The sequence below is a fragment of the Flammeovirga sp. AWQ4_249 genome, assembly GCF_056161045.1.
In genome coordinates this window covers 1-25,228 of record NZ_JBSWYJ010000031.1, presented here as the reverse complement: position 1 = coordinate 25,228, position 25,228 = coordinate 1, and the positions used below count along the sequence as shown (strand labels likewise).

Genomic DNA, 25,228 nt, shown 5'->3' with positions numbered 1-25,228 from the left:
GTATTGTTTCTAAAAGAAATTATTGCTTCATACCAAGCATTTTAATAGCCGCTACTGCAGCTTCAACACCTTTGTTACCATGTTTTCCACCTGCTCTGTCATATGCTTGTTGCTCTGTGTTTGGAGTCAATAAGCCAAAGATGACAGGTTTATTATATTTTAGAGATACATTTGTAACACCATGAGCGACAGCTTCACAGATGAAGTCAAAATGTCTTGTTTCCCCTTGAATCACACAACCTAAAGTGATAACAGCATCAATTTCTTCTTCTTGCGCCATTAATTGAGCCCCAAATGTAAGTTCAAATGCACCTGGAACATCTTCTCTATAGATGTTCTCTTCTTTTCCTCCCTCTTTCAATAAGGTTTCAACAACTGCGTCATATAAAGACTCAGTAATCTTAGGGTTATATTCAGATATTACAATTGCAAATTTTTTGTTTGAAATGTCTATTTCTTTCTTTTTTGAATATTCACTAAGACTTTTTAATGCTGTTGCCATTTTTTGTATTATGATTTTAAATGTAAACTTCCCACAAAGTTATTAATTTTTACATCTTCTAATAATCTAGAACCCCTTTTATGGATACCTTATTATGTAAAAAGATAATCAGCTTAGATTTGTTAACCTTATTCTTCTTCTAATGCTATTTGATTTCCAAGAAATGTACTGAAAATTAAACTAAACAAGATAACAGATAAGCATCCGATAACATTATACCATAGGAAAGGAACTTCTGTAAAGAAGAATAAGTAGATGATGATTGCTTCTGAAATTACAGCAGCATAAAATGTAGGTTTAGATCCAATTTTCTTGAAGAAAAATGCGATAGAAAATACACCTAAAATTACACCATATACAAGAGATCCTAAAATGTTAACGGCCTCAATTAACGAACCTAAATTATTGGCAAAAGTAGCAAATAAAATAGCATATAAACCCCATCCAATACTTACAATTTTTGACACCTTTAAGTAATGTTCATTCGTGCCATTTTGATTTATAATACGTTTATAAATATCAATAATCGATGTAGATGCTAAGGCATTAATTTCAGAGGAAGTAGAGGACATACTTGCAGATAGAATCACAGCTATCAAAAGGCCAATAAGTCCTTGTGGTAAATAATCAATGACAAAATTTAAAAAGATATAATTTGTATCATTGACGTCAATTTCAGCCTCATTTGCTTTCACTTTATCAATAATAGAAGCTTTTAATGCATCTGATTGATCATTGGCGTTAATTAACGAAGCTTTTGCTGTTTCAATATCAGAAGCAGATCCTTCATTTAATGCATCGGCATAAGCTAAAGCAGAAGATTTACGTAATTCCATTTGAACTGCGTATTCTTCTTGCATTCCTTCAAATCCTTCTATTTTTTCAGTGGCTTCTGTTAAAGCAACTTTATTGAAAATAATAGGAGAGGGATTGAAATAATAAAATACAAAAACCATGGCTCCAATAAATAGAATCAGGAATTGCATCGGTATTTTAATCATACCATTAAACAATAATGCAAGTCTACTTTGTCCGATAGAAGCACCTGAAAGATAACGTTGTACTTGAGATTGATCTGTGCCAAAATAAGACATGGCTAAAAAGAAACCTCCAACAATACCTGTCCAAACATTATACTTACTTGTCGGATCGAAAGTGAAATCTACTGCATTTAATTTTCCAGCTGTTCCGGCAATATGTAAAGCATTTGAAAATGTAACCTCATCCGGTAACATCTGTACGACCAAAATACCTGCGACTAACATACCTATGAAAATCACAGCCATTTGTAACTTTTGAGTCTGATTTACGGCTTTAGTGCCACCAATAACCGTATAAGCAGTTACAATTAGTCCAATGACGACATTTGTAATATTTATATCCCAACCCAATAGAGATGAAAGTATTAGGGAAGGAGCAAATATGGTAAAACCTGCAGCTAAACCTCTTTGCGTTAAGAAGAGTATCGCAGTGAATGTTCTTGTTTTAAGGTCAAAACGTTTTTCAAGATATTCGTATGCAGTATACACATTCATCTTATGATAAATAGGAACGACTACGCTTGATAAAACGACCATTGCAATAGGCAAACCGAAATAGAATTGCACGAATCGCATTCCATCTACAAAAGCTTGACCTGGAGCAGATAAAAAAGTAATGGCACTTGCTTGCGTTGCAATAATTGACAATGCAACGGTAAACCATTTTGCTTCTTTATTTCCTAAAAGATAACTATTAATGTCATCTTGCTGTTTTGTTTTCCAGATGCCATATATAACAATAAAGGCAAGTGTACCAATTAAAACAGCCCAATCTAAAATACTCATCTTTAGTTAAAAGCGTTTGAAAATATGGAAAATAAAGTAATAAAGACAACTAATTCACCCAATACAATTGCGTAGAGTTGTTTCCAAGATTTACCAATAGGTGGTTTTTTAGAATCCTTATCCATGTTATTTACTGTTTTCAGAACTTGGTTTATAATCTAATAAATTGGCAAAAATTCTATAGGCACCAGATACACCTGCTGGAAGCTCTCTAAACCACGAGATTCCTGAATAGATAAATGCACCCTTACCATAGTCAGCTACTAAAAGGGCTCCTTCTACTGGTTCTTGATTAGGATCTTGCATTTTTAAAATTGGCGTATATTCTTCACTCCATTCATCAGGATAATATAAACCTCTTTCTTGAACCCAACCTTCAAAATCTTTATGAGTGATTTTATTTGGTGTCGAAAGTACTGAATGATTTGTCGCTAGTAATGTTACTGGACTTTCCTCAACAGTAATTCGATCTCTTGAAAGGTGTAAAGGATATGGACCTACTTGGTCAACTTTTAAACGGAATGAAGTATTGTATTGAACAATTGTAGTTCCTCCGTTTTCAACATATTTTAAAATCTCTGGTTGTAGATAACGCATGTCATCTAAAACATTATAGGCACGAATACCTATAATTAAAGCATCATACTTTTGAAGGTTTTCTGCTTTAATTAAATCATGAGTCAGTACATCAACATCATAGCCAGCTGCTTCTAATGATTCAGGAAGAGCATCTCCAGCACCCATCAAGTAAGCAATTTTTTGAGCATTACCTTTTTTAATGTTCAATCGAATTACTTTCGCAATAGAAGGTTTCAAATAAATCTGTCTGTAAATATGGTCATAATCAATTTGAATTAACCCTTGATTATATTTTTCCCCATTACTTTCTATGACAGCTTCAAGATTACCTTCTTGTTCTTTCTTAGGAGGTGTAATTGTAAATTTCACTTCTTCTTTTGCACCTTTAGAATTTAAATCAATGGTTTTAGTAGAAGGAGAAATTTTCCAGCCTTTTGGTGTTTTCAATTGAAGGTCACCTTTAAATGTAGCTGTATTTGATGTAACACTTACAGTAATTTCTTTTGGAGTGTTATCTCCAAAGATCCATACATTTTGATCTAAAGTCATTGTCACAGGAGGTACAATTCTTAAAGGAATATAACGTTCTCCTTTTGCTGGATAGACTCTTTTTTGCCAAACGTTAATCGTTTTAGTTAATTTTTCTCCATTGATATTCAAAGTAATGGTAACAGGAAGAGCTGCAGGATTTTCAGGTTTTCCAATCATCAATTGATCATTAACCACATACATTCCTTTGGTTGCTTTTTCTTTTAACCAATAAGGTTGAGATACTTCAAAGTTTTCAGGAATTTTTAAACTAAATGTCTCTTTTAGTGCTTTATTTTGAGTTAAAGTTTGTTCGATTTTCTTTTCTTCTAAGTTACCAATTTGAATTTTTTCAATGGCAACTTTTTGATTTGCTCTAACTAATGAAGAAACTGTAATTACCATTGAATCGCCTTGTGCAACCAATGCTTCATCAGTTAAGGCTTCGAACCATGCTCCTGAACATTCAAATAATAACTTATTAATTTTTTGAGTTTTAACTTTAACCCAATAATCTTTTTGATCTAATTTTTGTAATTCTCTTTTTACTTCGATTAAATCATTGATAGAATTAGAAGGTTGAGAAGGGTTGAAATTCTTTTGTAGTTTTTCAATAGCAGCTTCAACTTTTTCACTATTCTTGACACGTTTCCAAGAAGTGTCGATGGCTTCCATTACTTCTTTTTCTGCTTTTTCACCTTTTAAAAGCTTGAAGTATTCCATGTTTTCACCACGTTGTAATGCAGCACCAAAGCCTTGACATTTGTGTTTTGAACGTGCAGCCATTGCAATTTCTCCAACAGATTGTCCTAACACCGGGATATATTCTCCAGTTTCAATAGCTAAATATTGATCCTTGTCAAAACTTTCACCTTTTCCTCTAAAAAACCATGAATTAGTATTCCAGAAAATACGTTTAGGCTGCCAGACATCAACATATTCTAACTGTTCTGGAAAAACAGTTGGATCTGCAGCTAATGAAAAAGCTTCGACGGCGATGATTGCAGAAGTTGTATGATGACCATGAGTTCTTCCACCTCTATAAGGAGAGAAGCGAGTAATTATAACATCAGGTCTAAATTTTCTGATGTTCCAAACAGCGTCAGCTAAAACTTGGTCTTTATTCCAAACAGATAAAGTCTCCTCGGGGTTTTTTGAGTAGCCGAAGTCATTTGCTCTTGAGAAAAACTGTTGACCTCCATCTACTTTACGTGCTTCGATTAATTCTTGGGAACGAAGAATACCTAGTTCTTCTCTGATTTCTTTACCGATGAGGTTTTGTCCACCATCACCTCTTGTTAATGCTGTGTAAGCAGTTTCATAACCTCTTGCTCTTGCAAAATAACCGATTACACGTTGGTTCTCATCATCAGGATGTGCTGCAAAGTACATCACACTTCCTAATGTATTGAGATGATTAATTTCTTGAATGATTTTGGATACATTAGGTTGACCTTCTAATGGAGTTTGTCCCATTATGAAGTGTGTCATTAAGAATGTGAAAGAAAAAAATAATGCCTTGATTTTCATTTCTATATGGATGTGATAATAGGGGATAATAACACAAAAGGCACCCTAAATAATAGGGCGCCTTTTGTAGCTTAAAAAGCAAAGATTACATATCTTTATTTGCTTTTTTCCATTTTTTTGAAGCATTTGGTAACCATGCTTGGATGTCTTTTTCCATATTACCTTTAAAGTAATTGTAAGCACCATCAGGTTTTGCCTCTCCAGAAGCTTTAGCAGCTAAAATTGTAGTTAAAGCTTCATCATATTTTTCTTGCTTAGCAAGGTATGTAGCTTTTGTCCACTGATTCCAGAAATAATTTGGACGAGTTGCGATTGACTTGTCGATCATCTCCATTGCTTTAGCCATGTCAGTTGAAGCATAGAAATTAGCTGCATTTTGGTAAGTTCTCCATGCACCATCTAATTCTTTAATAGAAGCTTCAATGTTAGCTTCAGCTAAAGCTTGAGTAGGAGCAGTAACAGTAAAAGATACCATTGTTTTGTCCCACCATAAAGTAACTTTACCTTCTGAATCAGAAACTGATTCAACTAAGTAAGTTAAACGCTCTCTAAAAGGAGCAGCCTCAGCTTTTGCTTTAGTTGATGCAGCATCATCAGCTTCAAGCTTTGCCATATCTTGACCTTTTTCGCCATTGTAAGCGAAAATACTTTTTCCTTTTCCGTTGAAGTGAACATCCCATTCACCTGACTCTTGAGGAGTCATGAAGATGTTGTAAGTACCTGCTTTTAATTCAGTACCACCAACAGTCACATCTGAACTGAAAGTAATAGCTGTTGGAGCATTGGCACCTGCTCTCCAAGCTTTGCCAAAAGGCTCAAGCTCACCAAAAACCTTACGGCCTTTAACTGCAGGAGAAGAGTAGTTGATTGAAATTGATGTAACACCTACTTTTTGTGTTACACTTGCACTTGGGCTAGGAGCTGGAAGTTCTTGCGCGAATAAGCTCTGTGTTGCAAATAATGCAATCGTTAATAAAGCTAGTAGCGATCTTTTAAACATGTTTATAAGTATTTAAGTTTGTAATTTGAGAGTATTGACTCAAACGTCTGGTGAATTAACCAAATTGAATTTAATAATTCAAATATTTTATTGAATTTATTTATTAAAAAATATTAACGTAATTAACGACAAAAAGGTCCAGGAAACCCAGACCTTTTTGCTAACCCAAAAACTAACTATTTCTCATTGCAATCGTGTTTGATTGCATTACAAACATAATAGAATATTTTTTAATGTTGTATATTATTGCAATAAATTAACAAAAAATATTAATTTGGTAAGTAATGCAGGGGTGAATCAGGGCCAATTGGTAAGCCAACAGCCAACCAAATCGCCATTAAGGTCACCCATATAATTAAGAAAGCAATCGAATAAGGTAGCATGGTCGATATAACTGTACCAATGCCGGCATTTTTATCATAACGCTGAATGAAAGCAACGATTAATGCAAAATAAGACATCATTGGAGAGATAATATTTGTAACACTATCTCCAATTCTGTAAGCCACTTGAGTTAGTTCAGGACTAATACCTACTAACATAAACATGGGAATAAATACAGGTGCCATTAATGTCCACTTTGCAGATGCACTTCCCATTACTAAGTTTATCATTGCTGCTAACAGTATAAAACATATTAATAATGGAATGGTACCAAGTTCAATTTGTTGTAATAATTCAGCTCCTTTTACAGCGAAGATTAAACCTAAATTCGTCCATTTGAAATAGGCTACAAATTGGGCGGCAAAAAATACTAGAACGATATAGCTACTCATCGTTTCCATAGACTTAGCCATACCTTTCATAATATCAGCATCATTCTTAAAAGTTCCAGAACCTTTTCCGTAAGCAATACCACATAAAGCGGAGATAATAAATATCCATGAAACAATACCTTTCATTAAGGCAGATTTGAAAATGTTATCTGGAGTCTCAATACTTCTTAAAAATCCATCTTCTGGAATGATACCTATTAGTATGAAGATAAATAAAATTACAGCTGTAATTCCTGCATAAATTAATCCCTTTTTCTCTTCTGGAGTAATACCATGCATTTCTTCAGGTTCTATATCTCCTTTATATTCTCCCAAACGAGGTACGACAATTTTTTCTGTAACAAAAGTACCTGCAATACCAATAAAGAAAGTGGAAACAAACATGAAATAGTAATTACATGCTGCATTAATAGAATAAGAAGGATCAATAATCTGGGCAGCTTCTTGTGAAATACCTTGTAATAAAGGATCAATAGTTCCAAGTAATAAATTGGCGGAATAACCACCTGATACTCCTGCAAAAGCCGCGGCTAAACCTGCAATTGGATGTTTTCCAAAAGCTAGAAATATTATAGCGGAAAGAGGAACTAATAAGACATAACCGACTTCACTAGCTGTATTTGAAATAACACCAGCAAAAACTACTACGAAAGTAATAATGCTTTTTGGAGACTTTAAAACAAGAATTCTGATTAAAGTACCTATTAAACCACTTCCTTCAGCTATACCAATACCTAACATAGCAACTAATACAACACCTAGTGGAGCAAAGTTTGTGAAGTTATTAACAAGTTTGGTCAACATTAAGTAGATTCCTTCCTGAGAAATCAAATTGACAACAGTGATGGTTTCTTGAGTCCCTGGATGAACTACACTCAATCCAATTTGAGAAAATACCCAAGATAAAATAACAACGCCAAAAGCAAAACCTGCAAATAAAGTAGCAGGATGAGGTAATGCATTACCTACTTTTTCAATGAAACCTAAAAAGCGATCGATTACACTTTTTTTCTTTTGAATTTCACTCATTTATGTACTTTGTTTATGTAGTATGTTTATCAAAAAATAAAACTTTATGTAAAGAAATTGTCGAATAATACGCTAAAGTTTTAATGAATTATTTGATGTAAATAGAAAATACTGTAAAAAATTACAACCAAAAATAAGGAGAGTTTTTGAATTCTTTCCTTGTTCTTTCAATATCCTTTGTTAATTTGAATAATATTATGAACATAAAATTATTTTATGGCTAATAGATTAGACAAAACACAACATCAAGGTTTCGGGACCGCTCCCGTATTTTTTACCTCGATTAGTACCATTTTAGGTGCTATATTATTCTTAAGATTTGGTTATGCTGTTTCTAACTTAGGATTACTTTCTTGTTTAGTAATGGTGCTAGTAGGTCACTTAGTAACGATACCTACAGCGATGGCTATTTCAGAAATTGCAACAAATCAAAAAGTACAAGGTGGTGGAGTATATTATATAATTTCTAGATCATTTGGTATTACAATAGGTGGAGCAATTGGTATTTCACTTTACCTATCACAAGCAATTAGTACTGCATTTTATATTATCGCTTTTGCAGAGTCATTCAGACCTTTATTTCCTTTACTGGTCGACTATGGAATAGTTGATTTGAATTTAAGATGGATAACAATTCCTGTGACTGTAGGTTTGATCGCCTTAGTTATATATAAAGGGGCTGACTTAGGAATGCGTACCTTATATATAGTAGTGGGAATTTTATTCTTATCCTTATTATCTTTCTTTATTGGTTCAACTGAATTCGCTGAAAATTTAGCAAAAGTCGATTGGAATGGACATATCGAAGGAGGGGATAGTTTCTTTAAGGTTTTAGCAATTTGTTTCCCTGCTTTTACTGGTATAGCTGCAGGTGTGGGACTATCTGGTGATTTAAAATCTCCCGAACAATCAATTCCAATTGGAACAATGCTCGCAGGTATTTTTGGAATGATAGTATACATGTTTGTTGCTTATAAATTATCAATAAGTGCTTCATTAGAAGATTTGGCAGGCGATCCTTTAATTATGACGGATATTTCACTATGGGGTCCAATGGTACCTATAGGATTAGCAGCAGCTGCACTTTCTTCCGCAATTGGTTCCATCTTAGTCGCACCTCGTACATTACAAGCAATCGCTGAAGATAAAGTATTGCCAAATCAAAAAGTAAATAAATGGCTAGGCTTTATAACGAAAGATTCAGGTGAACCATTAAATTCTTCTTTGGTCACTTCCATTGTTACTTTAGTCTTTGTATTGATAGGTGATATTGATACAGTAGCTCAGATTATTACAATGTTTTTTATGGTAACATATGGAGCAATCTGCTTAATTTCATTTTTAGAACACTTTGCTTCAGATCCAGCATATCGTCCTGTTTTTAAATCGAGACCGATAATTTCTCTAGTTGGAGCGATAATGTGTCTTTATTTGATGTTTAAAATCTCAGTATCCTATACATTAATTGCACTAGTGTTTATGGTGATTTTATATCAAATGGTCAGAAGGTTTACACCTAACAAAGAAGGACTGAAAGCGATTTTCCAAGGAGTAATATTCCAATTGAGTAGACAGTTCCAAATTTTCCTTCAGAAAACAGAAATTGATAATGAAGAAGATCACTGGCGCCCAGCTGTTGTTTGCGTAAGTAGAAACACATTTAAACGTTTCTCTGCTTTTAATTTAGTAAAATGGATTGCCCATAAATATGGTTTTGCAACATATATTCATTTAATCGATGGATATCTATCAAAAGAAACAAACAAAGTAGCTGAAAAAGACCTAGAACGTTTAATTAAGATTTCTGAGGCAAGTAATTCTAAAGTTTATTTAGATACAATGATAAGTCCATCTATGACCTCTGTAATAGCACAAGTAATTCAACTACCATCTGTTGCTGGTAAAGAAAACAACATGTTAATGTTCGAATTCTCTAAAAACAGCAATGATGACGGTTTGAAACAAGTGATTGATAACTTTAAATTAATGTCAGTGACAGGAAATGATATTTGTGTTTTGGCTTCAGATGAGAGGAATTTTGGATACAAAACAGAAATTCATATCTGGTTGACACCGAAAGATTTAGAGAATGCAAACTTAATGATCCTTCTTGCCTTTATTATCATTGGTCATCCAGAATGGCATAAAGCAAAAATAACGCTTTTAGCATGTTTTCCTGACGCGGAATTAGAGGAAAGAAGAGAGCAAATTTTGAAGTTAATCAAGACAGGCCGTCTTCCAATATCAAAAAATAATGTCAGGTTAATTTCTAGAGCTGATAATGTTGATATCAAAACGGTTATCAATAATACTTCTCAAGACGCTGATTTGACAATTGTTGGATTAAGATTAGAAGCACTGAAAAAAGTGAATGAACAAGTTTTCTATGGATATGATGATATTGGAGATGTATTATTTATTCATACTGCAAATAGAAAAGATATTTCATAATATATTTAGGCAATCTCTTTAATTTATAATAAACTTAAAGACTGAAATGGCGAACTTTTGTTTTAAATACGAATACAGGTTTTGGAAGTATAGTATTATTGACTATTCATGAATCGAATATTTCTCTGTTGAAAATTGATCTGTTATTTATCGAAAAAACGCTAAATGAATTTTTGGAATTAGAGAAGGTATTAAGCAATAATTAAGTCTATCCATTTAGGTTTTTATGCTTAATAAATGGATTTTTCATAAAAAAAGATATATTACATATATAACATAACACATACTTTAAACACTTAACTATCATGACTTACTATTATAGACTTGGAGAAATTCCACCTAAAAGACATACTCAATTCCGTCAAAAAGACGGCTCTCTTTATCATGAAGAGTTGGTGAGTTCTCTTGGTTTTTCTGGAATTTATTCAAATATATATCATAGAGTTCCTCCAACAAGAGTCAAGGAAATTAAAAAGTCCGTTCCATATGGATACGAAATCATCAAGGATTATGGATTGAAAATGACACATTTGATGACTTCTGGAACAGAAGTAACGGGTAAAGATTTTATTTCTGCTCGTCTGCCATTATTGGTCAACAGTCAATGTATAATTTCTCTATGTTATCCTAAGGAACTTGAAATGAATGATTATTTCAAAAATGCTGATGGTGATGAAGTAATTTATGTTTATGAAGGAAGTGGAGAAATGCATACACAATTTGGTGTTGTTCCTTTTAAAACAGGCGATTATATTGTTGTTCCTAGAACGACCATTTATAAGATGTATTTTGATAAAAAGGAAATTCAGAAATTTTTAATCGTTGAATCAAAAGCACCTATTGAAACTGTTGGAAGATATAGAAATGAAGTAGGGCAATTACTTGAGCATTCTCCTTATTGTGAAAGAGATTTACATCCACCGGTTAAATTATCAGAAGTAGAAGAGTCTGATGAATTTTCTATGAAAATAAAAAAAGGAGATGAATTACATCATTATATCTATGAAAATTCACCATTTGATATTGTTGGATGGGATGGTTTTTTATATCCCTATACCTTTTCAATTTATGACTTTGAGCCAATAACAGGAAGGTTACATCAACCACCTCCAGTACATCAGACATTTCAAGCAAGAGGTGCGTTTGTGATTTGTTCATTTGTACCTCGATTATTTGATTATCATCCATTGAGTATTCCAGCTCCATATAATCACTCAAATATTGATTCCGATGAAGTTTTGTTTTATACTGAAGGAAATTTTATGAGTAGAAAAGGTATTCAACAAGGATCATTTACTGTGCATCCAGGTGGTATTCCACATGGACCTCATCCAGGGACGGTAGAAAAGAGTATTGGTAAAAAAGGTACGGAAGAATATGCAGTAATGATTGATACATTTGCTCCATTGCATGTAACAAAACAAGCCAAGCAATTTATAGATAAAGAATATCCATATAGTTGGTTATAAAAGAAAAGCCTCTTACAAACCAGTAAGAGGCTCTTTTTTATATTAATCTTGTTCCATTTCCTTTTTAGAATATTGTGTGATTGCAGCTAGATCATTTTCATTGATATAGTTGTATAATCTTGTATAACCAATATCCAATAGACGACTGATTTTAGCAATGCTTTTTCCTTCGTCAAGGTATTTTTTGATAAGATCTTTTTTACGTTGAGCAATCTCTTTTCTGTGAGATTGTCCCATTTTTCTGATACGATCAAGTTGTAATGGACGTTGCTCTAATAGACGTGTAGATTTGTCCGCCTGTGTCTCCCAGAATAGATTAATAGGAGCGAGGTTCTTATAATCCCAATCTCTGTAAGCAAGTTTGTGACTCTTAGAAGGCTTTAATTTTCCTAAATCTCTAAGGATAATTTCAGCTATTGCAAGTGATTTCCATTTTCCATCTTCATTGACTCTGATAAATAAGCAAGAACCATTGTCAGAAATTCTGTGATACTTTTCTTTATACTGATAGTAATCATGACCATCAGAAGGCTTCTCAGTAGTTTTTTTAGATGGTTTACAGCTTTTTACAAATTTCTCTGAATAATCAGGGATATACTTTCTTTTCGTAGCAAACCTTGTTTTTAAGGTACACCATTCCAAGTTATCCACATGATTATTGGACTTGTCACCATCTTTATGGATCACAATTTGTCCTTCATCTTTTGGCTTTTCGAGAAACATCTCAGCAACTAAACGGTGCACGTAAAAGGATTTCTTTTTACCATCGACCTTACAATCAATAGATAGGTATCCACCTCCAATATCTCGTCCCTTAATAAGTTCTCCATTTTGGGAACGAGCATAAGATTTAACCTTACCATTGTTGCTAATTTCATACTTTTTGTCGGTAAAGGGTAATTCAATCCAAATTTCGTCTGCAACTGTTTTTTCGGGTGAAGTAGTTTTCATAATTCGACTATATCAATTAAGATAGTTAATGTTGTAGTAATAGATTATAACATCTAAGTTGTAACAAGAAAGAAGCTATATCTTTTTAAAATATATGTAAAATTTAATTTATAAAAGAAGACAAATCAGTTATACTCTATTCTGTTTATTAGACTTGTTCTTTGTATTTATATGCGAGGTATGACAAAACATCTCCGAAGGTATTAAGAATCTCTTTTGTTTTGTCATCAACTTTTTTACCTCTTGTACGAAGTAATAATAGCCCAAATATCCCATTTATACAAATTTGTATAGGATTAGTAATTAAACCGTCGGCTATTTTTAAATTATTTTCAATGTGTGGCAATGCATTTTTGTAGATAGCTTGGTAATCTTGATCTGATTCAAGGAGTTGATGATGTATAGTAGTTATGTTATCAATCTCATCTTGAGCCCAAGAACAATGACCTTCTTTTTTTACATCTTCCGTTTCCATTAAATGCATCAGGTCTTTGTGCCAATTTAGTACATTTTGCTTTTCATCCTCACTTAACTTAGTAATGTGCTTTAAGACATACTCTTGAATATCTTCAAAATTAAAGTCAAAAGCCCTAAGTAATTCTTCTGATTGATAAATATATATGATATACTCACATATATTATCTTTCTTTTTTTTATCTGCTATTATCATTAATTTCTCTCAATTCATGCACGTTGAAACACGTGTTAATTAGGCAAAGTGTTTCTAATTGATTTTCAAAAACCAATTGTGCAGTACAATGATTTCATTATTAACTGCAAAAAAAAAGGAAATAGATGACAAAACAAATATTTCCTTTAATTAATAGCTTTATATTAGATGTTATTTTCTTTTTATGTTCAATACTTCTTGATCAAGACGCCAAATAGCTTCTTGCATCTCAGAAAGTGAGTCATGAGCTTCTTTTTCAGGGAAGTCTCTAGAGATATGGGCAACAAGTCTCCACATCTCACTTATATCTAAAGCGTTGACTTCATAAGGTGAATATCTAAGGTTTGTTGATTTCAGAATAAAGCTGTTGTTGTTTGTAATGTTATTATAAACTTTTTTAAGTACAAAACCTTCAGATTTGGTAGTAACAATACAAACAGTACCATCTTTTACATTTTTCCAATCTTCGATGTATTCACCAATAATTATTGTTCCTTCTTCGAGTGGAGGCATAGAATCTCCACTGATTTCAAAAGCTCTATATGTTTTGCCTTTTGGCAAGAAAGGAAGAGTATATTTTGGTAAATTTTTAAAGAAAGCTGTATCTGAGTAACCCACAGCATATCCAGCTCTTGCTTTTTCAGGTACAAATACGATATTTTCTTCATCTGTATCTTTATCTGTTGGTATAGCAAGAATTCTCATTCCTTTACCAGAGATATGATCCTCAGAATTTTCTCTTTTTTGAATACTAACCGGATCTAATACAGTTAAATCTTTTGTTAGTATTTCATCTATAGCAACATTGAAATAATCAGAAATTCGTTCTAATCGAAAATAATTAGGTTCTGCACGTCCATCTTCGTAAGATGAAATGGCACTTCTTGATACCACATCACCTTCAGTACTTAATTGTTCTCCTAAATCTGTTTGACTTAATTTGGGTTTTCTTTGTTGTCTGAGAAACCTTAGGTTCTTACCGAATTTTGATGGTGTTTTCGACATTTGCTGATTTTTTACACTTTGGAATACTAAAATTTTTGTCAATTTAAGATATTGAACAATAATTGCCAAATATTTCAACGAAAATATCCTAAAACACAATTTTTTTAAGATTATGTTCAAGATTTATGCAACAATTTTCCATTATACTGAGTATAATGTTTATATTTATTATAACATATTACATAAAATAGGTGTATCTAATAATGTGTTTATACAATTTTGAGCCTTTTTGTAATTGCAGAAAAACATAACATACAAATAACTTATGAGAGGATTTTTAAAAACGACATTTGCTGTACTTGTCGGTTTGTGCATTTTTACAACACTAACTTTTGTAGGAAGCATGGTGATTTTTATGGGAATAGTCGCAGCTTCATCTGGGGATCCAGCTCCAGTTCAAATAGATAATCAATCAGTTTTAGTTATTAATCTTAATACAAAACTTTCAGAAATAGGAGAGACAGATCCTTTTGAGGAATTAAATTCTAAGTTTTTTCAAAGTAAAGGTTCTGAAAGCTTACAAGAGTATTTAGATCTTCTTGATAAGGCGTCGCAGGATGATAATATTTCTGGTATTTATTTAAAAGGAGGAAATTTTGGAGGTAGCCTTCCAATGGCCCTAGAAGTGAGAGATGCGCTAAGAGAATTTAAAAACCAAGGTAAATTCATATATGCATATGCGGATTACATTTCTGAAGCAGGATATTTTGTGATATCAGAGGCGAATAAAATATACCTTAATCCAATTGGAAGTTTAGAATTTAATGGACTTGCTTCTGAAGTCGCTTATATGAAAGGGTTCTTTGAAAAAATTGGTGTTAAACCAGAAGTTTTCAGAGTGGGAAAATATAAAAGTGCTGTAGAACCACTTATTGCTAAGAAAATGAGTGAAGCAAATAAAGAGCAAATTTCATCTTATTTAAATTCTCTATATGATGAATACCTAAGAGGGGTGAGTGCTTCTAGAGGTATTAAAGTGGAGGACTTAAAGCATATTTCTGATAAAATGCTTATTAGAAATGCACATGATGCACAAGAATTGAAATTCGTAGATGAATTGGTTTATGAAGATGAAGTTCAAACGCAAATTGCTGAAGTGCTTGAACAAGAAGTTGATGATGTGAATTATGTCAAATATAGTAAATACAAAAATGCTTTTGATGGTAGAGAATCATTAACTTCAAAAGATGGTAAAATTGTGGTTTTAGCGGCTGAGGGTGATATTATCTATGGTAAAGCAGAAGGAGGAGATAAGGCTATTACAAACGTAGACCTTGTTAAGGAAATAAATAAATTAGCAGATGACGAGACAGTTGATGCTGTAGTTCTTCGTGTAAACTCGCCAGGAGGAAGTGCTTTATCATCAGATTTAATTTGGAGAGCTGTTCAAAATTTGAAAAAGAAAAAGCCAATTGTAGCTTCTATGTCAACGTATGCTGCTTCAGGAGGATATTATATTTCAATGGGATGTGATAAAATTGTCGCTTATCCTAACACTATAACAGGTTCAATTGGAATATTTGGAGTGATGTTAAACCCTTCAGAACTTATTAATAAGAAGATGGGGATCAATACTTACGCAGTGAGTACAGGAGAGTTCTCGAACTTTCAATCACCATTAGACGATTTCAATGAAGGTGATCGTGCAATTATCCAAGCAGGTGTAAATGAAGGTTATGAAATTTTCACTGAAAAAGCGGCGGAAGGTCGTCATATGAATATTGATGATTTATTGAAAGTGGCACAAGGCAGAGTTTGGACAGGTATTCAAGCGAAAGAAGTGGGATTAGTCGATGAATTAGGAGGTTATAAAGTAGCGATTCAAGAAGCTGCTAAATTAGCAAAACTTGAAGAAGGTTCATATGATGTAGATTACCAGCCAGGTGAAGTAAACTTCCTTGAAGAATTGTTCAAAGATTTAGATATCGAAGCTCAAGCTGCTGTAAAAAGTGCAATTTTGGGCGAATATTCATCTGAAACTGATAAATTATTAAAATGGATGCATTCCATCTCAGGTGTACAAGCGCGTATTCCATACATTGAGCATATCGAAGGATACTAAAATTTACGAATAAGTATAAAATTAAAAGGCAAAGTGATGTGATTTCATCGCTTTGCCTTTTTTGATTTTAAATATAAAGATTCAGCTCTGTAAAATTGTATATTTCATCTACTGAAAAGATATCATACAACTTTTCAGCGGTAATCAATCTTGGTCCTCTATTATCTATAGTAACTGCTAATCGATCTTTCAATAAAGAGGTTAAATATTCTTCGGAATCTTTCCAATTGGATTGATAATTTAAATCTGCAATTAATTTATTTTGATCAATTTCATCCTTTGTTGGCATATCAAATTGATCAAAGGGATAATGCTTGTCAATCAAATGTTTATAGATCCTATTTACTTCGAGAATGGCTTCTTGATTTTTGTTTAAATAAGCCATTGTAGCCTTAAGCCAAAGTAAACCATTGAAATCTTTATTGTCTCTGATAATGAAAATGTTATACCAATATTGATTGATGTTTTTTGCTAAAATTTCCATAAAAACACCAACTACCCAGCTCTTTTTATGCCTGTGTTTTTGATATCCTTTTCTTTCAATATCTTTTAGAGATTGTTCTAATGCTTGTAAGATATCATGCTTTAAATCTTCAATATATAAGTCCGTATATGGAAAATGTTCTTTCGCATATCTTTTCCAAACTTTGAAGATTTTTTCTCCCTTTTCAGGAAGTTGATGTATTGGTGAAATATCCATTACTGGAATAGGTTAATTCTAACTTTTTTTGTCAAAAATATAATATAGGGAATATTTTTTCTCTATTCTGTGTTATAAGGTAAAAATACAAAAGTGAAATTTAATTATTCTAAGAATATAATTCATTGATTGGCCAACTTTAACAGAGTTTTAATAAAGTCACTTTACCAATGAGTATATTGTATTAGACAAAGTACGTTTAGAAGACCCAAATCTATCCTTATGCGAGAAACTATTAACAGTAAAGATCATTTATCACGTTTTATACATAGGATTTATGAAATTAAAGAAAGTCGTGCTAACATCATTACCCAACATGACTTAAAAGCTGCTGCAAAAGAAATGGGGGTGACTGATCATGAGTGGGTTAAACTTCAAGACTTATTTTCTTCTCATCTTGCTCGTGCTATAGGGTATCACAAATACAAAAATTGGGATGATGCCATTCTCGAATTAGATCAAGCACTAACTATTAACCCTTTCGACAGTAAAACATTATTTTTGATTTCTTCATGTTATGCAAATAAATATTATGAAGAAGAAAAAAAACAAGATAGAGAACAATCCATAAGATACGCTAATAAATGCCTTGAAGTAAATCCGTTAGATGAAAAAGCACTTCAATTATTAAGCTCATTGAAAAAAGAGGAAAGACAAAGAAAAGTGATAGAGAGAGAATCTTTAAAAACTTTAATAGTTGCATGTTCTTTTGGAGCTATAATTTTTACCGCTTTAGCTTATTTATCATTTTCGGATATTGTTGTGACAACAATTCCTTACGCAGCAGAAACAGTTCAGATAAAAACAACAGAATTTAAGCCTAAGGTTCATTTCACTAATGCTGAATATAATAACAGCTACTTTAGAGTTACAGACAATATCATTAAAGTATTTGAAAGAAAAGCTGCATTAGTTTTACATGGTGAATTAATGGAATCAGATAAAGCTCTAAATGGAGTATTTATTAAGTGGACAGATAATCATGGTAATGTCGTACATGCTGAACATTTTAGTAATCAGTATTTGCAAGATATCAAAGACCCAAGTAATGATAATTTTAAATTAATTAAATTCTTAGAGTCTGATAAAGCAGTGAAAATTTCAAATGTTGACATTGTTTTAAATTAAAATACTTTTTAACTGCTTTTGAAATAACTTATTAATCCAAATTGCATCCAATTTTTTCAAATTAGGATGCAATTTTTTGTTAAATGGATGTAAAACGACATGCAAACTTAAATTTTTGACGACTTTTTTACCTAAATGTGTTGAAATAGCAAATTTACTCTTACTTTTGAGGGCATTATTGGGCTATTGAAAATCAATTGGGCAAAATGGTACTCTTTTTCCAAGGCAATACAAATAATGTATTCGCAGTTCACGCCGGTCAGGCACTATCGAACGAAAATCTAGAAAAACTTTCTTGGTTATTTGGCAACGCGACTTTGTCAAATGAAACATCTTTGGATGGATGGTACGTAGGACCACGCAAAGAAATGCTAACTCCTTGGAGTACAAACGCAGTTGAAATCACACAAAACATGGGTATTGAAGGAATCATTCGTATTGAAGAATTCCTACATGTTGAATCTGAAAAATCAGCTGATTTTGATCCAATGTTACAGGCATTGTACGAAGGACTGGATAACAACATCTATACGATTGATGTTGAGCCAGAAGCAATTCGTCATATTGAGGACATCGCTGCTTACAATCAAGCAGAAGGATTGGCTTTGAGTGATGATGAAGTAACTTACTTAAAAGAAGTGAGTGAAAAGCTAAACCGTCCTTTGACAGATTCAGAAGTATACGGCTTTGCACAAGTCAACTCTGAGCACTGTAGACATAAGATCTTTAATGGTATTTTTGTGATTGATGGAGAGGAAAAACCTACTTCATTATTCCAACTAATTCGAAAAACTTCAAATGTAACGCCAGACAACTTGGTATCTGCTTACAAAGATAATGTAGCATTTATTCAAGGTCCTGTAGCAGAACAATTCGCTCCTGCAACACAAGACAAGCCGGATTTCTTTGAAACAAAGGATTTCGAATCAGTTATCTCTTTAAAAGCAGAGACTCACAATTTCCCAACAACAGTAGAACCTTTTAATGGTGCTGCTACGGGTGCTGGTGGTGAAATCAGAGACCGTATGGCAGGTGGTAAAGGTTCAATGCCATTGGCAGGTACAGCGGTATATATGACTTCTTATTCAAGATTGGAAGATAACCGTCAGTGGGAGAAAGGTATGGCAGAAAGACCATGGCTTTACCAAACACCAATGGAAATCTTAATTAAAGCATCAAATGGAGCATCTGATTTTGGTAACAAATTCGGTATGCCATTGATTGCAGGTTCAGTACTTACTTTCGAACATGAAGAACACGCCAAGAAACACGGTTTCGATAAAGTGATCATGATGGCAGGTGGTATTGGATACGGTAAGAAAAGAGATGCTTTAAAAGATACACCAGAGAAAGGAGATAAGGTTGTAGTTATGGGTGGAGACAACTATCGCATCGGTATGGGCGGTGGTGCAGTTTCTTCTGTTGCTACTGGCGAATTTTCTAACTCTATTGAATTAAATGCGATTCAACGTTCTAACCCTGAAATGCAAAAACGTGTCTATAACGCAGTTCGTGCAATGTCAGAAGCAGACGAAAACCCAATCGTTTTAATTCACGATCATGGTGCAGGTGGTCACTTAAACTGTCTTTCTGAATTAGTAGAAGAAACAGGAGCACAGATTGATGTGGACAAATTGCCTGTAGGTGATCCAACTTTATCGAACAAAGAAATCGTTGGAAACGAATCTCAAGAAAGAATGGGATTGGTCATCAACGAAAAAAATATTGATACTTTAAAGAGAGTTTCTGAGCGTGAACGTGCTCCATTCTACGTTGTAGGGGAGACAACAGGTGATATGCAATTCACTTTTAAAGATACAACAACAGGAAATGCTCCTATTGATATGCCTTTGGATTATATGTTTGGAAAAGCACCAAAGACGATCATGAAGGATACTAAAGTAGCTCCTGACTTTTCAGCAGTGGAAGTTGAAGCTGCAAAAGTGCATGAGTACCTAAATGATGTATTGCAATTAGAATCTGTTGCTTCTAAGGATTGGTTAACAAACAAAGTGGACCGTTCTGTAACAGGTAGAGTAGCAAAACAACAAACTGCAGGAGCTTTACAGTTACCATTGAATAACGTGTCAGTAATGGCATGTGATTACAGAGGTAAGTCGGGTATTGCAACTACAATTGGACACGCTCCAGTAGCTGCATTAATTAGCCCAAAAGCGGGTTCAATCAACGCAATTGCAGAATCTTTAACCAACTTAGTTTGGGCACCACTGGCAAATGGTTTAGGTAATGTATCATTATCAGCCAATTGGATGTGGCCTTGTAAGAATGAGGGTGAAGATGCTCGTTTATACGAAGCAGTGGAAGCTTGTTCTGACTTTGCCGTTGCCTTGGGTGTAAATATCCCAACTGGTAAGGATTCATTGTCAATGACACAAAAATATGGTGATGAAAAAGTGTACTCTCCAGGTACAGTAATTATCTCATCTGTAGGTGAAGTTGATGATTTAAAGAAAGTAGTAGAGCCTGTCGCAAAAGTAGGGAAATCTTTAGTGTATGTTGATCTTGCTCAAGACGGACATGCTTTAGGTGGTTCAACTTTAGCACAAGTTTTAAATAAAATTGGAGACAAAGTTTCTACAGTAGTGAATCCTGATTTCTTTAAGAATGGTTTTGAAGCAATTCAAACAATGATTAAAGCAGGAAATGTAGTTTCAGGTCATGACGTTTCTGCCGGTGGTTTAATTACTGCTTTATTAGAAATGACTTTCCCTGAGCAAAATGTAGCTTACAATGTAGATCTTTCAGAAATCTCTGATGATGATTTGACAAACGTTTTATTCTCTGAAACACCTTCAGTAATCTTCCAAGTAGAAGATGAAGCAGCATTACAAAAAGTAATGAAAGCTGCTGGAGTAACTTACCATATTATTGGTGAGGCAGTAGAAGGAACGCAAACAGAAGTAGCCTATAAAGGAACTAAATTGGCCTTTAATACTGCAGATCTTCGTGATGTTTGGTCAAAAACATCTTATTTATTAGATACTAAGCAAAGTGGAGAGGAGTTGGCGAAAGAGCGTTTCGACAGCTATAAAAATGCTCCTTTACACTATGAATTCCCTCAAGGTTTCAAAGGTGAATTATCTGTTTTAAATATTAATCCTGATCGCAAAGAACGTTCTGGCGTAAAAGCAGCAATTATCCGTGAAAAAGGAGTGAATGGAGACAGAGAAATGGCATATGCTATGCATTTAGCTGGTTTCGATGTAAAAGATGTTCACATGACGGATTTAATTGCAGGTAGAGAAGATCTTTCTGACGTTAACTTTATCGTTTTCGTAGGTGGATTCTCTAACTCAGACGTATTAGGTTCTGCAAAAGGATGGGCAGGGGCTTTCTTATACAATGAGAAAGCTAAGCAAGCCTTAGATAACTTCTACGCTAGAGAAGATACATTGAGTTTAGGTGTATGTAACGGTTGTCAGTTAATGATTGAGTTAGGTTTAGTAACGAAAGGTCATGATGAGAAACCAAAAATGTTACACAACAATTCTCATAAATTTGAATCTGGTTTCGTGAATATGGTGATTCCTGAAAATAACACAGTGATGTTAGATTCATTAGCCAACACTCGTTTAGGTGTTTGGATCGCTCACGGTGAAGGTAAATTCAGCTTCCCATATGCAGAAGAGAAATACAATATCGTAGGTAAATACGGTTATACTTCATATCCTGCAAATCCTAACGGATCAGATTACAATACAGCAGCACTTGCCTCTGAAGACGGTCGTCATTTAGTGATGATGCCTCACTTAGAGCGTGCAATCTTCCCTTGGAACTGGGCACATTACCCATCTGATAGAAAAGATGAAGTGTCACCATGGATAGAAGCATTTGTTAATGCAAAAAACTGGGTAGAAACGAAAACAAAATAGTTTTTGCACATTAAGATATAAGGCTCATGTTTACGGACATGGGCCTTTTTTGATGCATATGATTTAATTTATTTTCTTGATTGAGTAGAAGTGTAGCCCTTTTAATATCGCAAGTGTTAAGCCGGTAGGCGTCACTTGTGATGATACTTAGACGAAGTCTCCCGACTTCGAAATGAATGAACATATTTTATAGTTCGAAGTCGTGAGACTTCGACAATCAGTAGTTCCAAGTGCCGCTGCGCTTAACACTTGAAACATAGTCAGTTTACCAAGATTTACTCATCATTAGCCCACGACTTAAGTCGTGGGCTAATGATGAGTAATAAAAAAGGGTTCCTATTTACTTTATGTTCTTCCAAGCATCAAATGAGTACTTTTTCATATACTCTTGATAATTGACCACTAATAATTTTTTTATTCCTTTTTCCATAATTGGAGCAAAACCAATATCAAAAATAAAGAAATAGGTATTCTTCTGTGTTTTATAGAAAGTTGTAAAATAATTGAAATTAAAATTTCTTTCGTCAAGAGAAGATTTTCTAATCACTGATTTCCCATCAGTAAAGAATGACTTTAAAATTCTATAATTTTCGTTTAAGATTTTTTCATGAATTTCCTTTTTCTGTTTCTTCATTAAATTAATCCTATTGTGATAAGATGATCTACATAGCGAAGAACAAAATTTGCGGTCTCTTCGACCAGCACCAAAAGCTTTATTACACTCTAAACATACTTTCTCTTCAGAAGTGCTCATTGTCATTATTGAATCGTTATTGTTAGTTTTTGAGAATTAACCGTTTAAAAACGTTTGTAAACGTTTAGTAAACGGATAAAGGTACTTTTTTTTGGAAATTTGTCAAAGAACAATGATAAATTTTCGATAATGACAAAAAAAGACATTTGTATTCGTTTGAATCCTATAAAGATTAACAGTCAAAGATTTGTGAAAATAAGTTTTCCGATGACGGATGGAATTAAAAAACTCATTAAATCTATTCCAAATGTGAAGTGGAGTCAGGAGTTAGAATGTGTTTATATTCCAGGTGATTATAAAACAATACAAGCCGTTTTTAATACTTTTAAAGGCATTGCTTGGGTAGATACTAAAGCGGTTTTTCAGAGTAATAATAAAGAAGTATTATCAAAAGGAGAGGAAACTAGTTATAAATCTTTATATCGGAAGATTAATGAGCAATATCCTAAAGATAAGGCGATACATTTAATGGCTCTAGTCAAGAAGTTAGAGTTGTATCGATATTCACTAAATACGGCTTATACTTATGCATCCATGCTCATGAAATACCTTATTTTTCTTGAAACAAAAGGATATGTAGATATTAAGAAAGTAGAAGAGGGGACATTGTCTAAAAATCTTCTAGAACAGTTCTTATTTAAGATTGTTTCTTTAGAAAAAAAATCAAGTTCCTATCAAAATCAAGCTTTAAATGCAGTGAAATTTTATTTAGAAAAGGTACTTGATCGAGATTACTGTTTTTATAATGTGCAAAGACCACAAAAGGCTGAAAAGTTGCCTGTTGTATTAAGTACAGAAGAGGTGAAAAGTATATTGGGGAATATTACAAATCTGAAACATCGAGCGATTATTATGACAATTTATTCTGCTGGATTAAGATTAGGCGAATTAATTAATCTGGAGATCAAAGATATTGATTCAAAAAGAATGCTTATAAGAGTAGAAGGAGGAAAAGGGAATAAAGATAGACAGACAATCCTCTCAGAAAAAAACTTACTGATTTTAAGAGAGTATTTTAAGGTATTCAAACCTAAAAAGTATCTATTTGAGGGGGAAAAAGAAAAGAAATACGGTAGAACAAGTGTTCAAAGAATTTTAAAAAAGGCAGTATTAAAATCAAAAACTAAAAAAGAAGTAACTGTTCATACTTTACGTCATAGTTTCGCTACTCATTTATTAGAAAATGGAGTTGATTTGAGATATATTCAATCCTTATTAGGGCACAATTCCCCAAAAACAACTCAGATATACACTCATGTTAGTACAAAAGTTGTTAGTGAGATAAAAAGTCCATTAGATTGTTTATAATTAATTCATCGATATTAAATTATTTATAAAATATATTTTAATAGTTCAAGTAATTCTGTATTTTTATACTATTGGATAAACGTAATGACCTAATACTTCCAATAATGGCAATATTAGGTCATTGCATTTATATAATGTTATGTTTTATAAGTCTTACTGAACGCAAACTAAATCTATAAATGTATAAAGTAATCACATTTAACAATAAAGGTCTTCATAAAATTGGAGGTGTTCCAAAAAGTAATTTTACTATTCCAGAAAGTAATTTTGCAGGAGGAATACAGTACATAGGAAGGATATCAAATAAGGATAAAGCATTTTCTTGGTTGCCATTTGACCTAGAGATAATAAGTCCTATTTATTCCAATTTCTCTCGTTTCTATGTAGATTATTCAGACAATGAAAATCCAGAAGTTTTACCTTTTAATGACGAAGAAGAATTTACAACAGAATATGAAGGTCTTTCATCCTCTACAAAAGCAATTTTTGAAGAAACATTATTCTCATTTGAGAATCAAGATGAAATCACAGAAGATGATAGTTACGACCTTTTAGGAGTAAGTACAAATCCATATTGGGGTATTCAGGAATCACTTGATATATATTGTCCAAAGTCCAATAATATTATGACTTTCGTTTGTCAAATATCAAGCTGGACAGAAATAAATGTAAATAAAATCAATGTAGATTTAGAGGAATCAGATTATAGTGAAGAATTATCTACATTAAATTTTTGGGGTGATGGCCACCTAAGAGTTTATTTCAATCCTGAAACAAAGATTGCTTGTTATTTCATAATAGGTACTTAAAAGAAAAAACATAACAATAGCTAACCTCCATCCATCGGGTGACGCACCCGCTGGTCGTAGTTTAGCCATTACGTTAGTGTGCCACGATGCTGTGGCTTTCCAGTAGGTGAAAATCCTACCTAAGTAATTTACTGTTCCCTTAGAAGAGTTACTGACAGTGATCGCCGTGAGGTGGATAGCTGAAGCTCAGTGATCTCAAATAACCAAGCCGTAATACGCAAGTGTGAACCCATAGTAGCTTCGAAAAGGCAGGCGTAG

General features: G+C 33.2%; 17 protein-coding genes. 7 read left to right on the top strand and 10 right to left on the bottom strand.

The genetic code is table 11. The annotated features are described in order from the left end of the window. Positions 1–19 precede the first annotated feature (19 nt). From ribH to ACXAHM_RS19055, 5 genes are all read right to left on the bottom strand, one after another. Positions 20–502, bottom strand: coding sequence for a 6,7-dimethyl-8-ribityllumazine synthase (gene ribH / locus ACXAHM_RS19075; protein WP_474963252.1), 483 nt, complete (start codon positions 500–502; stop codon positions 20–22). 128 nt (positions 503–630) lie between these two features. Then, positions 631–2,328, bottom strand: coding sequence for a sodium:solute symporter family protein (locus ACXAHM_RS19070; RefSeq protein ID WP_474963250.1), 1,698 nt, complete (start codon positions 2,326–2,328; stop codon positions 631–633). A gap of 126 nt (positions 2,329–2,454) precedes the next feature. Beyond that, entirely contained in the window at positions 2,455–4,926 is a 2,472-nt protein-coding gene (locus tag ACXAHM_RS19065) for a PIG-L family deacetylase (RefSeq protein ID WP_474963248.1), read from the bottom strand. Between the two features lie 124 nt (positions 4,927–5,050). Beyond that, the gene (locus ACXAHM_RS19060) at positions 5,051–5,965 is read right to left on the bottom strand and encodes a DUF2911 domain-containing protein (RefSeq protein WP_474963246.1); all 915 of its coding nucleotides are present in this window, start codon (positions 5,963–5,965) and stop codon (positions 5,051–5,053) included. Between the two features lie 269 nt (positions 5,966–6,234). Then, positions 6,235–7,770: an AbgT family transporter gene (locus ACXAHM_RS19055; protein ID WP_474963244.1), complete on the bottom strand. Its 1,536-nt coding sequence runs from the start codon at positions 7,768–7,770 to the stop codon at positions 6,235–6,237. Between the two features lie 216 nt (positions 7,771–7,986). Here ACXAHM_RS19055 and ACXAHM_RS19050 point away from each other — a divergent pair, with 216 nt between their 5' ends. Both ACXAHM_RS19050 and ACXAHM_RS19045 read left to right on the top strand, forming a co-directional pair. Next, on the top strand, positions 7,987–10,221 hold the full coding sequence (locus ACXAHM_RS19050) for an APC family permease (RefSeq protein ID WP_474963242.1): 2,235 nt from the start codon (positions 7,987–7,989) through the stop codon (positions 10,219–10,221). A gap of 305 nt (positions 10,222–10,526) precedes the next feature. After that, a complete protein-coding gene (locus ACXAHM_RS19045; RefSeq protein ID WP_474963238.1) occupies positions 10,527–11,690 on the top strand; it encodes a homogentisate 1,2-dioxygenase in 1,164 nt (387 codons plus the stop codon). 42 nt (positions 11,691–11,732) lie between these two features. Here ACXAHM_RS19045 and ACXAHM_RS19040 read toward each other — a convergent pair whose 3' ends face one another. From ACXAHM_RS19040 to ACXAHM_RS19030, 3 genes are all read right to left on the bottom strand, one after another. Continuing rightward, a complete protein-coding gene (locus ACXAHM_RS19040; protein WP_474963235.1) occupies positions 11,733–12,641 on the bottom strand; it encodes an NUMOD4 motif-containing HNH endonuclease in 909 nt (302 codons plus the stop codon). A gap of 148 nt (positions 12,642–12,789) precedes the next feature. Then, positions 12,790–13,311, bottom strand: a complete 522-nt coding sequence (locus tag ACXAHM_RS19035) for a DUF4924 family protein (RefSeq protein ID WP_474963231.1) — start codon at positions 13,309–13,311, stop codon at positions 12,790–12,792. 171 nt (positions 13,312–13,482) lie between these two features. Beyond that, entirely contained in the window at positions 13,483–14,316 is an 834-nt protein-coding gene (locus tag ACXAHM_RS19030) for an XRE family transcriptional regulator (protein WP_474963228.1), read from the bottom strand. Between the two features lie 265 nt (positions 14,317–14,581). Here ACXAHM_RS19030 and sppA point away from each other — a divergent pair, with 265 nt between their 5' ends. Next, positions 14,582–16,378: a signal peptide peptidase SppA gene (sppA, locus tag ACXAHM_RS19025; RefSeq protein ID WP_474963226.1), complete on the top strand. Its 1,797-nt coding sequence runs from the start codon at positions 14,582–14,584 to the stop codon at positions 16,376–16,378. A 67-nt stretch (positions 16,379–16,445) separates the two neighbouring features. Here the strand turns inward: sppA and ACXAHM_RS19020 are convergent, their stop codons facing one another. Further along, on the bottom strand, positions 16,446–17,078 hold the full coding sequence (locus ACXAHM_RS19020; RefSeq protein ID WP_474963224.1) for a hypothetical protein: 633 nt from the start codon (positions 17,076–17,078) through the stop codon (positions 16,446–16,448). A 222-nt stretch (positions 17,079–17,300) separates the two neighbouring features. On the opposite strand from ACXAHM_RS19020, the gene ACXAHM_RS19015 reads away from it, so the two are divergent. Beyond that, entirely contained in the window at positions 17,301–18,206 is a 906-nt protein-coding gene (locus tag ACXAHM_RS19015) for a hypothetical protein (RefSeq protein ID WP_474963222.1), read from the top strand. Positions 18,207–18,412: 206 nt separating this feature from the next. After that, on the top strand, positions 18,413–22,099 hold the full coding sequence (purL, locus tag ACXAHM_RS19010) for a phosphoribosylformylglycinamidine synthase (RefSeq protein ID WP_474963220.1): 3,687 nt from the start codon (positions 18,413–18,415) through the stop codon (positions 22,097–22,099). A 340-nt stretch (positions 22,100–22,439) separates the two neighbouring features. Here purL and ACXAHM_RS19005 read toward each other — a convergent pair whose 3' ends face one another. Further along, the gene (locus ACXAHM_RS19005; protein ID WP_474963218.1) at positions 22,440–22,733 is read right to left on the bottom strand and encodes a hypothetical protein; all 294 of its coding nucleotides are present in this window, start codon (positions 22,731–22,733) and stop codon (positions 22,440–22,442) included. A gap of 309 nt (positions 22,734–23,042) precedes the next feature. On the opposite strand from ACXAHM_RS19005, the gene ACXAHM_RS19000 reads away from it, so the two are divergent. Next, on the top strand, positions 23,043–24,161 hold the full coding sequence (locus ACXAHM_RS19000; protein ID WP_474963216.1) for a tyrosine-type recombinase/integrase: 1,119 nt from the start codon (positions 23,043–23,045) through the stop codon (positions 24,159–24,161). 179 nt (positions 24,162–24,340) lie between these two features. Continuing rightward, positions 24,341–24,970, top strand: coding sequence for a hypothetical protein (locus tag ACXAHM_RS18995; protein ID WP_474963214.1), 630 nt, complete (start codon positions 24,341–24,343; stop codon positions 24,968–24,970). Positions 24,971–25,228 lie beyond the last annotated feature (258 nt).